At 68.4% G+C, this 12,243-nt stretch carries 12 protein-coding genes; 8 read left to right on the forward strand and 4 right to left on the reverse strand.

Annotation, left to right across the window (positions count from 1 at the left end; genetic code table 11):
* Positions 1 to 22: 22 nt before the first annotated feature.
* The 5 genes from NK718_RS03385 (at position 23) to NK718_RS03405 (ending at position 3,454) form a co-directional block, all read left to right on the forward strand.
* On the forward strand, positions 23 to 802 hold the full coding sequence (locus NK718_RS03385) for an SGNH/GDSL hydrolase family protein (protein ID WP_254738638.1): 780 nt from the start codon (positions 23 to 25) through the stop codon (positions 800 to 802).
* A gap of 37 nt (positions 803 to 839) precedes the next feature.
* The gene (locus NK718_RS03390; RefSeq protein ID WP_254738640.1) at positions 840 to 1,490 is read left to right on the forward strand and encodes a carboxylesterase family protein; all 651 of its coding nucleotides are present in this window, start codon (positions 840 to 842) and stop codon (positions 1,488 to 1,490) included.
* A 178-nt stretch (positions 1,491 to 1,668) separates the two neighbouring features.
* Positions 1,669 to 2,688 (forward strand): SH3 domain-containing protein, encoded by a 1,020-nt coding sequence (locus tag NK718_RS03395; protein ID WP_254738642.1) that lies wholly within the window; start codon positions 1,669 to 1,671, stop codon positions 2,686 to 2,688.
* A gap of 76 nt (positions 2,689 to 2,764) precedes the next feature.
* A complete protein-coding gene (locus NK718_RS03400; protein WP_254738644.1) occupies positions 2,765 to 3,160 on the forward strand; it encodes a (R)-mandelonitrile lyase in 396 nt (131 codons plus the stop codon).
* Between the two features lie 51 nt (positions 3,161 to 3,211).
* Positions 3,212 to 3,454 carry a tautomerase family protein gene (locus NK718_RS03405; protein WP_254738646.1) on the forward strand — a complete coding sequence of 81 codons (243 nt, stop codon included), beginning with the start codon at positions 3,212 to 3,214 and terminating at the stop codon, positions 3,452 to 3,454.
* A gap of 16 nt (positions 3,455 to 3,470) precedes the next feature.
* Here NK718_RS03405 and NK718_RS03410 read toward each other — a convergent pair whose 3' ends face one another.
* The 4 genes from NK718_RS03410 to NK718_RS03425 form a co-directional block, all read right to left on the reverse strand.
* Complete coding sequence (locus NK718_RS03410) at positions 3,471 to 5,033, reverse strand: DHA2 family efflux MFS transporter permease subunit (RefSeq protein ID WP_254738648.1); 1,563 nt, start codon at positions 5,031 to 5,033, stop codon at positions 3,471 to 3,473.
* 10 nt (positions 5,034 to 5,043) lie between these two features.
* Positions 5,044 to 6,216: an HlyD family secretion protein gene (locus NK718_RS03415; protein WP_254738650.1), complete on the reverse strand. Its 1,173-nt coding sequence runs from the start codon at positions 6,214 to 6,216 to the stop codon at positions 5,044 to 5,046.
* Positions 6,213 to 6,707, reverse strand: coding sequence for a MarR family winged helix-turn-helix transcriptional regulator (locus NK718_RS03420; protein ID WP_254738652.1), 495 nt, complete (start codon positions 6,705 to 6,707; stop codon positions 6,213 to 6,215). Before NK718_RS03420 ends, NK718_RS03415 begins: the two co-directional genes overlap by 4 nt.
* 316 nt (positions 6,708 to 7,023) lie before the next feature.
* Positions 7,024 to 7,278, reverse strand: coding sequence for a sulfurtransferase TusA family protein (locus tag NK718_RS03425; RefSeq protein WP_254738654.1), 255 nt, complete (start codon positions 7,276 to 7,278; stop codon positions 7,024 to 7,026).
* Between the two features lie 243 nt (positions 7,279 to 7,521).
* Here NK718_RS03425 and fdnG point away from each other — a divergent pair, with 243 nt between their 5' ends.
* From fdnG to NK718_RS03440, 3 genes are read left to right on the forward strand one after another with little or no spacing between them, the layout of a single operon-like run.
* On the forward strand, positions 7,522 to 10,608 hold the full coding sequence (gene fdnG, locus NK718_RS03430; RefSeq protein WP_254738658.1) for a formate dehydrogenase-N subunit alpha: 3,087 nt from the start codon (positions 7,522 to 7,524) through the stop codon (positions 10,606 to 10,608).
* A 15-nt stretch (positions 10,609 to 10,623) separates the two neighbouring features.
* Positions 10,624 to 11,532, forward strand: coding sequence for a formate dehydrogenase subunit beta (gene fdxH, locus NK718_RS03435; protein WP_254738660.1), 909 nt, complete (start codon positions 10,624 to 10,626; stop codon positions 11,530 to 11,532).
* Positions 11,529 to 12,194 carry a formate dehydrogenase subunit gamma gene (locus tag NK718_RS03440; RefSeq protein ID WP_254738662.1) on the forward strand — a complete coding sequence of 222 codons (666 nt, stop codon included), beginning with the start codon at positions 11,529 to 11,531 and terminating at the stop codon, positions 12,192 to 12,194. The genes fdxH and NK718_RS03440 overlap by 4 nt, the downstream gene beginning before the upstream one ends.
* The last annotated feature ends 49 nt before the right edge of the window (positions 12,195 to 12,243 follow it).

The following is a 12,243-nucleotide window of genomic DNA, read 5'->3' on the forward strand; positions in this document are numbered from 1 at the left end:
GCTGCAGGTTCGGAACGATCTCATGGCTTTTCTCGGCATCGGCGAACGCTGGGTGGTCCCCGCTCTCGCACTCGGCGTCATGTTCGCCGTGTCCGGCTTCGGGCCCGCCCCCGACACCGGGTTCCAGTGCCATGTCGGTCCGACGCTGAGCTTTCCGGCCGGCATGGCCGAGATCGGCCGCAAGATCGAGCGCGGCGAGCCCGTCGCCATCCTCGCCATCGGCTCGTCCTCCACCGAGGGCGTAGGCGCGTCGTCGCCGCAGTTGGCCTATCCCGCCCGCCTTCAGCGCGAGGCGCGCGCTTTGTTTCCCGGAGCGGCCGTGCGCGTCGTCAACGAGGGCAAGGGCGGCGAGACGGCCGACGAGACGCTGCGCCGGCTGCGCAAGCTGACCGCCGAGCAGTCCTTCGACCTCGTGCTGTGGCAGGTGGGCACCAACGACGCTGTCAAGCCGGGCGGCGCGGACGGCTTCGCCGACGTGCTGCGCGACGGCATCAAGGCGGCGCGCGACAGCGGCGCCCGCGTGATGATCATCGACCCGCAATATTTCCCCGGCGCGGCGGACCCGTCCCGCCTGGAAGCGATCGTCGACCAGATCCGCGACGTCAGCGCCGAGGAGCACGTGCCCTTGTTCGGGCGCTACGAGATGATGAAGCGCTGGAGCGAGCGGGACCCCGCCGGGTTCCTGCGCACGCTGGCCTCCGACCGCTTCCACATGAGCGACCTCGGCTATGGCTGCCTCGCCCAGGAGCTCGCCGGCGACCTGCGGGTCATGATCGGCGGCGCGCTGGCGACCCGCCGCTAACCGGCGCGGCGACCCGGAAGGCGACCTGGAGGGCGCGATGGAGCTCCTGCAACGCAACGCCGCCGGCCGGGACTACGTCGTGATGCGCCCCGAAGGCGCGCCCGCAAAGGGCCTGCCGGCCATCCTGTTCCTGCACGGCAAGGGCGAGAGCGGGACCGACGGGGCGCAGACCCGCGTCGGCCTGCCGCCCGCCATCCTCGAAAACCCCTCCGCCTGGCCGTTCCTGGTCGTCTGCCCCCAGAAGCCCGACGCCGGGACGCTGTGGCCCGAATGGATCGGCTTGCTGCACGCCACGCTGGAGGCGGTGGAGGCGGAGTTCCGGCCCGACCCGCGCCGGCGCTACCTCACCGGCCTGAGCCAGGGCGGCAACGGCACGCTGACGCTGGCCAAGGCGCTGCCCTGGCGCTTCGCCGCGCTCGCGCCGGTGTGCGGCTGGGCCGACCCGATGCGCGCCGGGCGCGAGCTCGCCGACCTGCCGGTCTGGCTGTTCCACGGCCTCGCCGACGCCGTGGTGCCGGCCTCGTGCTCGACCGCCATCGCCGAGTGCCTGGTGCGCGACGGCGCGGGCCCGGCCGGGCGTCCTCGCCTGACACTTTATCCCGGCCTCGCCCACAACTCCTGGGACGCGGCCTATCGCGAGCCCGAGCTGCCGGGCTGGCTGCTGTCGCACGCCGCGCCGGCCGCCTGAGCCGAACTGCGCGCCGAAGTTCGCTGTTCGAAATTGCTTCCATGCGAAGATGGAATCGAGGCGCTGTTCGGGCGCGGAATTCGCGCCGAAACCGCCTTGAAATTGTCGTTTCCGATCCCTGAAATTATAAATTGTCGCGCGCTGGCGGGCCCGCCGGCGGCCACGGGGGGTCGGGGTCATGAACCGCTGGGTTGCAGTCCTTCTCGCCTGCGTCTTCGCCTCGACGGCCGGCTTCGCCGCCGAGGAAACAAGGGTCCAAGAGGTCCGCTTCCCCCCGGGAAAGAGCGGCGTGACCCTGCGGGGCAAGATCGCGGGGTCCCAGTCGGTCCTCTACACGGTGGGCGCGGAAGCGGGGCAGGCGATGACCGTCGCGCTCGCGCCGTCGAACGGGGCCACCTACTTCAACGTGTACCCGCCCGGCCGCGGCCCCGGTGACGAGGCGCTGGCCGTCAGCGGCACGGAAGGGCCCCTGACCCCCGCCGTCAACCGCTTCTCGGCGACCCTGCAAACCTCGGGAATCTATACGATTTCCGTCTACATGATGCGCTCTGCCGCCCGCCGGAACGAGCGCTCCGCCTACCGCCTCGACATCGCCATCGCGCCCGCCAAGGGCGAGTCGCTGAAGCAGCCGGTCCAGGGCGATTACGCGGATGGGTTGCAGGGCGGCCCGGACTTTTGGCGGGTCGCGGGCCTGCGCCGGGGCGACGCGCTGCGCCTGCGCGCGGAGCCGAGCGCCACCGCGCCGGTCCTGGCGAGCGTCCCCAACGGGGCCTCCCTGCGCAATCGCGGCTGCCGGATGAGGGAAGGCGAGCGCTGGTGCCAGGTCGAGACGACCGGCGACAAAAGGACGGTCGGCTGGGCGGCCGGTCGCTACCTGAGGGAGGGCCCGCCGCCGTCCGACGCCAAGGTCCCCGGCACCGACTTCCACGCCACCGGAAACCTCCCCTGCGCCCGCCGGGAGGGCCAGCCGATGGGCTCGTGCCGCTTTGGTGTCGTGCGCACCGGCGGCGGCTCGGGATCGGTGACGGTGTACTGGCCCGACGGCGGGACGCGACTTATCCGCTTCGTCGCCGGCGCGCCGGCCGGCTCGGACAACGACGTCGCGCCGCTGCAGGTGCGCCGAAACGCCGACCTGTTCATCCTGACGATCGGCCCGGAAAGGCTGGAGATTCCCGAGGCCGTCATCACCGGAGGGTGAGCGCGCCCCTCGACCCGGGCCGGCGTCCGAGCCATCATGCGGCTGCCCGCTCGGCGGGCCGGAAGTGGAGGACACCATGGACATCGCGCGCGCCGGGTCGAAGCCCACCGAGACGGCGAACCCGGACTGGTTCACCGGCACGGTCCGCATCGACCGCCTGGCCAAGGCTCCCGATCCCGCGCGGGTCGAGGCCGGTCACGTCACCTTCGCGCCGGGGGCGCGCACGGCCTGGCACACGCATCCGCTGGGGCAGACGCTGATCGTCACCTGGGGGTGCGGCTGGGTGCAGCGCGAGGGCGGGCCGGTCGAGGAGGTCAGGCCGGGCGACGTCGTGTGGTTCCCGCCCGGCGAGAAGCACTGGCACGGCGCGACAGCCACGACCGGGATGAGCCACATCGCCATCCAGGAACGTCTCGACGGCCGCGCCGTCGACTGGATGGAACACGTCACGGACGCGCAATATACGCGGTGAGGGGAGCCCCGCCGCCGCGCGGCGGGCGCTCCGCCGACCTGGAGAGCCTGAATGCCTCACGTCATCGTCAAACTCTACCCGGGCCGCTCGGACGCGCAGAAGCGCGAGCTCTCCGAGGCGATCGCCAGGGCGGTCATGGACAGCGTCGGCAGCGCCGAACGCTCCATTTCGGTCAGCGTCGAGGATGTCTCGCCGGACGACTGGCAGGCGCGGGTCTACGAGCCGGAGATCGCCGGCCGGCCGGACATCCTGTTCAAGAAGCCCGGCTACGGTCGCCTGGCCGAGAAGAGCTAGCGCCCTCCGGCGAACCTCATTCCATCGCGGCGGCGGCGTGGCCCGAAGGCGCGGACCGGGTCTTGGGCTTGCGCAGCAGCAGGAGCAGCGGGAAGGCCAGCAGGCTGATCCAGGTCATCAGCTGGAAATCGTTGGCGTAGGCGATGATCGACGCCTCGCGCGACACCATCTGGTCCAGCATGGCGCGGCCGGCGTCGGTGGCCGGGTTCAGGATCCCCGCCCAGTCGGGATTGCGCAGCGCGTCGTTGAACGGGGTGATCTGTTCCGAGAGCTGGCTGTGGAACATGGCGCTCTTGTTCACCAGCGCCACGAACACGATGGAGATCCCGATCGAGCTGCCGATGCTGCGGATCAGCGTCCAAAGGGCGGTGCCGTCCGTGCGGTACTGGGCCGGCAGCGTCGCGAAGGCGATGGTGTTGAGCGGCACGAACACGAAGCCCAGCCCGAAGCCCTGCACCGCCGAGATGATCTCGATGTGGTGCGCCGACGTGTCGGGCGAGAAGCCGATCGACATCCACAGCGACCAGGTGGACAGCGACAGGCCAGCGAAGACCAGCAGGCGGCCGTCGACGAAGCGCAGCAGCCGGCCGACCAGCATCATGGCCACCAGGGTTCCGATGCCGCGCACGCCCAGCAGCAGGCCGGCGTCGAGCACGGGATAGGCCATCAGCACCTGGATGAACGGCGTCAGCAGGGCGATGCTCGCCAGCAGGATGATGCCGATGATGAACATGAAGACCAGGCAGACGCTGAAGTTGCGGTCCTTGAAAATCTGGATGGGGATGAACGGCTTCTCGTAGGTCAGCGCGTGCGCGAGGAAGATGTAGAAGCCGCCGAAGCCCAGCGTCGCCTCGATCACGATCTCCATCGAATCGAACCAGCCGACCTGCTCGCCGCGATCCAGCATGAGCTGCAGGGCGCCGATGCCGACGCTCAGCGCCAGGAAGCCGGTCCAGTCGAAGCTGAGGGACTTCTGCACCTTCGTCTCGTGCATGAAGGCGGCGAGGCCGAGCACGGTGACGATGCCGAAGGGCAGGTTGACGAAGAACACCCAGCGCCAGCTGTAGTACTCGGTCAGCCAGCCGCCCAGCGTCGGCCCCATGATCGGGCCGAGCATCACGCCCATGCCCCAGATCGCCATGGCCTGGCCGCGCTGCTCGAGCGGATAGCTGTCCAGCATCACGGACTGTGACAGTGGCACCAGCGCCGCGCCGAACACGCCCTGAAGAAGGCGGAACAGCACCATTTGTTCGATGTTCTGCGCCGCTCCGCACAGCATGGAGGCGACGGTGAAGCCGGCCGTGCAGGCGATGAACAGCCGCTTGCGGCCGAAGCGGGCCGACATCCAGCCGAGCGGCGAGGTCATGATCGCCGCCGCGACGATGTAGGAGGTGAGCACCCAGCTCGCCTGGTCCTGGGTCGTCCCGAGGCTGCCCTGCATGTAGGGCAGGGCGACGTTGGCGATGGTGGTGTCCAGCGCCTGCATGATCGTCGCCATCATCACGCAGATGGTGATGAAGCCGCGCCGCAGGGCGGGGCTTTCGGCCGCCGGGGTCGCCGGTGTCGCGAGCGCGGACATTCCCGTGTCCTTACTGGCCGTGCGCCGTCGCCGACAGGCCGAACAGCCCGGCGAGGCTGCGCTCGCGCCTTGTGTCGATGTCGACCGTCGTGCTCATGCCGGCGCGCAGCTCGCTGACGTCCTGGCTCGGGTCGAATTCGATGCGCACGGGCACGCGCTGCACCACCTTCACCCAGTTGCCGCTGGCGTTCTGGGCGGGGAGGATGGAGAACTGCGCGCCGGTGCCGGGGCTGATCGCCGCGACCTGGCCGTGGAAGACCCGCCCGGGGAATGTGTCGATCGAGAGCGTCACCTTCTGGCCCCGCTTCACATTGGTGAGGTCGGTCTCCTTCAGGTTGGCGTCCACCCAGGGGTTCTGCGTGTCGACGATGCTGAAGACGGCGGTGCCGGCGGGGAGATAGCGGCCCATCTGGATGCTGGACACCTGCGTCGCGACGCCGGCGATGGGGGCGCGCAGCGTGGCGCGATCGAGGTCCAGCGTGGCGCGCGACAGGGCGGCCTGGGCTTCCATGTAGGGCGGGTACTCGGCGATCGGCAGGTCGGCGCGGCCGCGCAGCTGGTTCAGCGTGGCGTTGCGCGCCTGCTCCAGGCTCTCGAGCTGGGCGCGGGCGGCGGTGACGGCGATCTCCGAGAGCTCGGCGTCGGTGCGCGAGCCGGTGCGGTTGGCGAGGAGGTCGGCCTTGCGCTGGGCGTCGGACTGGCGCAGCGACAGCGTCTGGCGGGCGTTCTCGATCTGCCGGTCGGCGCTCTCCAGCGTCGCCTTGAGATTGGCGAACGCGGTCTCGACGCCGGCGACCTTCGCCTGCGCCTGTTCCAGGGCGATGCGATAGGGCTCGGGGTCGATGCGCAGCAGCTCGTCGCCGACGGCGACCCGCTGGCCCTCCTTCACGGCGATGGAAACCACCTTGCCGGAGACGTCGGGGGTGATCAGCACCTTCTGGGCGGCGACATAGGCGTTGTCGGTGCCGACATAGCGGCCGCCGGAGAGCCAGAGCCAGCCGCCGCCGGCCAGCGCCAGCGCGGGGATCAGGATCAGCAGGACGATGCGCAGCCAGGGGCGGCGACGCCGGAAGGCAGGCGCGGCGGGGGCCGGGGCGGCGATCTCCAGCTTGGGGCCGGGCTTCGCCTCCGAGGGAAACGGCGTCGGTTTCTGCGCCTCGCTGGCGGCGGTCGCGGTGCTCATGATGCGGTCCTGTCGAGCGGCGCGCAGTTCAGTTCGCGCCGGAGATTGTGCTTGACGGTGGAGAGGTCGTCGATCAGCCGGGCGACGGCGCCGCCGTCGAGGCCGTGGAAGGCGCGGCCCATCAGGCTGCGGCCGATGACCGAGAGCTGGTCCAGAACGGGATAGGCTTTCTCGAGCAAATGCAGGCGCTTGACCCGCCTGTCGGAGGCGTCGGGCCGGCGCTCGACGAGGCCCTCCTCGCACAGGCGGTCGACCAGGCGGCCAAGCGTGATGGGCTGGATGTCGAGCAGGTGGGCCAGCTCGTTCTGGCTCAGGCCGGGGTGTTTCTCGATGCGGACCAGCACGGCCCAGCGAGCCCGGCTGGTGCCGGCGGCGCCGGCCTGCTGGTCGGTCGCGGTGCGCATCAGACGCGCCACGTCGGCGATCAGGAAGGCGAGTTCGCGGTGCGCGAGCTTGCCCCGCGCCTGGGTCAGGTCCGGACTTTCGTCCATGTCGGTGGGCTCCGGGCGGCCGGGCGGAACCCGGCGGATGAAATGATATGCTAGCTTAATATAAGCTGCGTTTCAGGATTTCAAGGACACGCCGGCGATCGCGCCATGCGGCCCGCGCACGCCTCCCGTGCGGCCTCGTTCGGATGAGTTCCGCTGTAACTCCCCCGGAAACGCCCGAGTTCAGCATGGAATTCGCGCCCGAACGTCGCAGCGATCGGATCGTCCGATGGACGAAGGTCGGAAACCGGGTGTTCGCATCGAACGACGCCCGCCAGCCGCCGTCCGGGCCGATGCGGCGTCCCCGTCCGCCGCCGGATCATCCCCTCGCGGCGACCCGGAGGGTGAAGAAGAAGGCCCCGCCTTCGTGGTCGCCTTCGGCCAGCTCGTGGCCCGCCTTGAGGGCCATCAGGGGAATGTCGATGCGGCTCAGCGGGTCGGTGCTGACGACGTGCAGGAGCGCGCCGGGCGGGAGGCCGCGCGCCGCCTTCGCCACCAGCAGGACGACCTCCGGGCACACCTTGCCGGAGAGGTCGAGAGAGGTCGCGCCCGCCGGTCCGCTCCGGCCGCTCATGGCCGCCTCCTCGTCGAATCGCCGGGCGCCGCCGCGACGGCGCCGCGCGGCCGGCCAAATTCAGGTCTGAATATCTCGGACCGGATGTATAATGATCCGCGATATTTCTTCACGCGTATATTTCGAGAAATTCGGTCCGCTACATTTGCGGAGCGGTCGTTTGACATGCGGTAACCGCTTTGAGAAGATCGAAATAGCCCGCGCCGCGATCGCGGCCGGGCCAAATTGGAGGGAGCGAAGGGAATGCTCAAGGAGATCTCGCGGCGGCGGTTCCTCGGAACCGGCAGCGCGGCTCTGGCGGGCACTGCGATCGGCGCGTTCGGCTTCGATGGAGTCGAGGACGCGCTGGCTGCATCTATCCGGCCATTCAAGCTCGCGCAGACCAGTGAAACCCGCAACACCTGCCCCTACTGCTCGGTGGGCTGCGGAATCATCATGTATTCCAAGGGGGCCGACAAGGCCGCCGGGAAGCTCGGGACGATCAGCTTCATCGACGGCGATCCCGACCACCCGACCAACAAGGGCACGCTGTGCCCGAAGGGCTCGGGGCTGCTGGATTTCGTCAACGCCGAGACCCGCACCAAATACCCGATGGTCCGCAAGCCGGGCTCCGACAAATGGGAGCGCGTGACCTGGGACTACGCGCTCGACCGCATCGCCCGGCTGATGAAGGACGACCGCGACGCGAACTTCATCGCCAAGAACCAGGACGGCACGACGGTCAACCGCTGGCTGTCCACGGGCTTCCTCGCCGCGTCGGCGACGACGAACGAAACGGCCTGGATGACCTACAAGGTCGTCCGGTCCACCGGCATGTTGGTGTTCGACAACCAGGCGCGTGTCTGACACGGCCCGACGGTGGCGAGTCTCGCCCCGACGTTTGGCCGTGGAGCAATGACCAACTCCTGGACCGACATCAAGAACACGGACCTCGTGCTGATCATGGGCGGCAACGCCGCCGAGGCGCATCCGTGTGGATTCAAGTGGGTCACGGAGGCGAAGGCCAACCGCGGCGCCAAGCTGATCGTCGTCGACCCGCGCTACACGCGCTCGGCGTCCGTGGCGGATTACTACGCTCCCATTCGCCAGGGCACCGACATCGCGTTCCTGCTCGGGGTGATCGCCTACCTGATCAAGAACGACAAGATCCAGTGGGAGTACACGCGCAACTACACGTCCGCGCCTTTGATCGTGAAGGAGGGCTTCGGCTACAAGGACGGCCTGTTCACCGGCTATGACGAGTCGAAGCGCGACTACGACCGCGCCTCGTGGGACTACGAGTTCGACGAGCAGGGCTTCGCCAAGGTGGACCCGACGCTGCAGCACCCGCGCTGCGTCTGGAACCTGCTGAAGGAGCACGTCGCCCAGTACACGCCGGAGACCGTCTCCCGCATCTGCGGCACGCCGAAGGAGGCGTTCCTGAAGATCGCGGAGATGATCGGCGAGACGTCCGCGCCCGACAAGGTGATGACGTCGATGTACGCGCTCGGCTGGACCCAGCACTCCAAGGGGTCGCAGAACATCCGCTGCATGGCGATGCTGCAGCTGCTGCTCGGCAACATGGGGATGATGGGCGGCGGCATGAACGCGCTGCGCGGCCACTCCAACATCCAGGGGCTGACCGACCTCGGGCTCATGTCCAACCTGCTGCCCGGCTACCTGACGCTGGCGACGGACCGCGAGCCGGACCTGGAGACCTACATGAAGACGCGCGGCTTTAAGCCGATGCGTCCCGGCCAGACGTCGTTCTGGCAGAACTACAAGAAGTTCTTTGTGAGCTTCCAGAAGTCCATGTGGGGCGCCGCCGCGACGGCCGAGAACCAGTGGGGCTACGACTTCCTGCCCAAGCTGGACCTGCCGTCCTACGACGTGCTGCGGGCCTTCGAGCTCATGCACCAGGGCAAGATGAACGGGTACTTCTGCCAGGGCTTCAACCCCCTGATGTCGTTCCCCAACAAGAACAAGATCCGCGCCGCCCTGGGCAAGCTGAAGTTCCTGGTGGTGATGGACCCGCTCCAGACGGAGACGGCCCGCTTCTGGGAGAACCACGGCGAGTTCAATCCGTCCGACCCGTCCAAGGTGCAGACGGAGGTGTTCGAGCTTCCCACCACCCTCTTCGCGGAGGACGAGGGCTCGCTGACGAACTCCTCGCGCTGGCTCCAGTGGCACTGGCCGGGGCAGGACAAGCGCTTCGAGATCCGCTCGGACGTGTGGGTCGTGGCCCAGATCTTCCGGCGGCTCAAGGCCCTCTACGAAAAGGAGGGCGGCGCCTATCCGGACGCCATGAAGGCGCTGACCTGGGAGTACGCGAACCCCGACGAACCCAGCCCCGAGGAACTCGCGCGCGAGATCAACGGGAAGGTTCTCGAGGACGTGCCGGACCCCGCCGACCCCAGCAAGAAGCTGCTGGAGAAGGGCAAGCAGGTTCCCGCCTTCGCCATGCTGCGCGACGACGGCACGACGTCTTCGGGCAACTGGATCTATTGCGGCTGCTTCACGGACGCCGGCAACATGATGGCGCGCCGCGACAACCGCGATCCGTCCGGGCTCGGCGTGTACCAGAACTGGTCCTTCTCATGGCCGGCGAACAGGCGCGTGCTCTACAACCGCGCCTCGGCGGACCTCCAGGGCAAGCCCTGGGACGCGAAGCGCTCGCCCATCGCGTGGGACGGCTCCAAGTGGTCGGGTCCGGACATTCCGGACATCGCCCCGACGGCCAAGCCGGACCAGGTGATGCCGTTCATCATGACGAACGAGGGGGTGGGACGCCTGTTCGTGCGCAACATGATGAAGGACGGTCCGTTCCCGGTTCACTACGAACCGTTCGAGAGCCCGGTCGCGAACGTCATCGCGCCCAAGGTTCGCGGCAATCCCGCCGCGCGCGTCTTCAAGGGAGACATGGAGCAGTTCGGCGACGCCAAGGAATTCCCCTACGCGGCGGTGACCTACCGGCTTACCGAGCACTTCCACTACTGGACGAAGCACAATCAGGTGAACGCAGTGATGCAGCCTGAATTCTTCGTCGAGATCTCGGAAGAGCTGGCGCGGGAGAAGGGCATCCAGAAAGGCGGCTGGGTGCGCGTCGACTCGGCGCGCGGCTTCGTGAAGGCCAAGGCGGTCGTCACCAAGCGCATCAAACCGATGACGTGCGACGGCAAGACCGTACACGTGGTCGGCATCCCCATCCACTGGGGGTTCATCGGCGCCACGAAGAAGGGGTTCGGGGCCAACTCCCTGACGCCCTTCGTCGGCGACGCGAACATCGAGACGCCGGAGTTCAAGGCGTTCCTGGTGGACATCAGGGCCGATACCGGCCCGGCGACGTCGTGAGGGGAGGGCGCTTCAATGGCTGATATCGCACTTGAACTCGCCCGCCAGTCCGCCACCGCCGGCGGCATCACGGGGGCGCTCGCGCCGAAGGACGATTTCCAGGTCTCGAAGCTCATCGACACGTCGAAGTGCATCGGGTGCAAGGCGTGTCAGGTCGCCTGCCTGGAATGGAACGATCTGCGCGAGCAGGTGGGGGTCAACACCGGCGTCTACGACAACCCGCACGACCTCACCGAGAACACCTGGACCCTGATCCGCTTCACGGAGTGGGACAACACCGCGACGGGCCGGCTCGAATGGCTCATCCGCAAGGACGGTTGCATGCACTGCGCCGACCCCGGATGCCTGAAGGCCTGCCCCTCGCCGGGCGCCATCGTGCAGTACACGAACGGCATCGTGGACTTCAACCACTCCGCGTGCATCGGCTGCGGCTACTGCATCAAGGGATGCCCGTTCAACATCCCGCGCATCTCGAAGACGACGGAGAAGGCCTACAAGTGCACGCTCTGCGTGGACCGCGTGGCCGTCGGCCAGGGACCGGCCTGCGCGAAGGCGTGCCCGACCCAGGCCATCTCCTTCGGCACCAAGGCGCAGATGAAGCAACTCGCCGAGAAGCGGGTCGCCGACCTCAAGAGCCGCGGTTTCGACCAGGCGGGCCTGTACGATCCGCCGGGCGTGGGCGGCACGCACGTCATGTACGTGCTGCACCACAACGACAGGCCGCAGCTCTACGCCAGCCTGCCCGACAACCCGCGCATCTCGCCGGTGGTCGAGCTGTGGAAGGGCGCTGTAAAGTACGCCGGCATTGCCCTGATGGGCGTGGCGGCGCTGACCGGCGTGCTGCACCACACCGTGATGGGGGCGAACCGCGTCACCGCCCGTGACGAGGAAGAAGGCGAGAAAATCCAGGAGGGCCGGAAGTGAGCCCGTCCAACGATACGATCGAACGCCACGCCGTCTCCCGCTACACGACGGGCGCGCGGCTGAACCACTGGGTGACGGCGATCAGCCTCATCCTGCTCGCCCTGAGCGGGATGGCGCTGTTCACGCCGTCGCTCTTCTTTCTCACCGGCCTGTTCGGGGGCGGAACGCTGACGCGCGAGATCCATCCGTGGATCGGCGTCGTGCTGTTCTTCTCCTTCGCCGGCCTGTTCGTCCGCTTCGTCAGGCTCAATTTGTGGAACGCCGACGACACCAGGTGGATGCGCAACCTCGGCGCGGTGATGCGCGCCGACGAGGAAAACGTCGCCGAGGTCGGCAAGTACAATGCCGGCCAGAAGCTGGTGTTCTGGGGGATGTCCCTGCTCATCCTGGTTCTGATCACCTCGGGACTGGCGATCTGGGACGAGTATTTCTTCGCCTACACCACCATCGACCAGAAGCGCTTCGCGGTGCTGGCGCATGCCCTGGCGGCGGTGGGCGCCATCACCATCTGGATCGTGCACGTCTACGCCGCGATCTGGGTGCGCGGCACGGTCCGCGCCATGACGCGCGGCACCGTCACCGCGGGCTGGGCCTACCGGCACCACCGCAAATGGCTTCGCCAGAAGGCGGCGGAGCCGGCGCAGCGCGCGCCCGGCGCCTGATCTCTCTCGCTCCCGGACCGCCAGGCCCGGGAGCGCCTTGAACACGTGA

The organism is Alsobacter ponti (assembly GCF_024294805.1).
Classification (GTDB): Bacteria; Pseudomonadota; Alphaproteobacteria; order Rhizobiales; family Beijerinckiaceae; genus Alsobacter; species Alsobacter ponti.

Bases quoted from the DNA above. Each gene is read 5' to 3' on its own strand.
- NK718_RS03425 (WP_254738654.1), bottom strand. From the start codon at position 7,278: ATGAGCGGCCGGAGCGGACCGGCGGGCGCGACCTCTCTCGACCTCTCC.
- NK718_RS03400 (WP_254738644.1), top strand. From the start codon at position 2,765: ATGGACATCGCGCGCGCCGGGTCGAAGCCCACCGAGACGGCGAACCCG.
- NK718_RS03405 (WP_254738646.1), top strand. From the start codon at position 3,212: ATGCCTCACGTCATCGTCAAACTCTACCCGGGCCGCTCGGACGCGCAG.
- NK718_RS03420 (WP_254738652.1), bottom strand. From the start codon at position 6,707: ATGGACGAAAGTCCGGACCTGACCCAGGCGCGGGGCAAGCTCGCGCAC.
- NK718_RS03390 (WP_254738640.1), top strand. From the start codon at position 840: ATGGAGCTCCTGCAACGCAACGCCGCCGGCCGGGACTACGTCGTGATG.
- fdxH (WP_254738660.1), top strand. From the start codon at position 10,624: ATGGCTGATATCGCACTTGAACTCGCCCGCCAGTCCGCCACCGCCGGC.
- NK718_RS03415 (WP_254738650.1), bottom strand. From the start codon at position 6,216: ATGAGCACCGCGACCGCCGCCAGCGAGGCGCAGAAACCGACGCCGTTT.
- NK718_RS03395 (WP_254738642.1), top strand. From the start codon at position 1,669: ATGAACCGCTGGGTTGCAGTCCTTCTCGCCTGCGTCTTCGCCTCGACG.
- NK718_RS03410 (WP_254738648.1), bottom strand. From the start codon at position 5,033: ATGTCCGCGCTCGCGACACCGGCGACCCCGGCGGCCGAAAGCCCCGCC.
- NK718_RS03385 (WP_254738638.1), top strand. From the start codon at position 23: ATGGCTTTTCTCGGCATCGGCGAACGCTGGGTGGTCCCCGCTCTCGCA.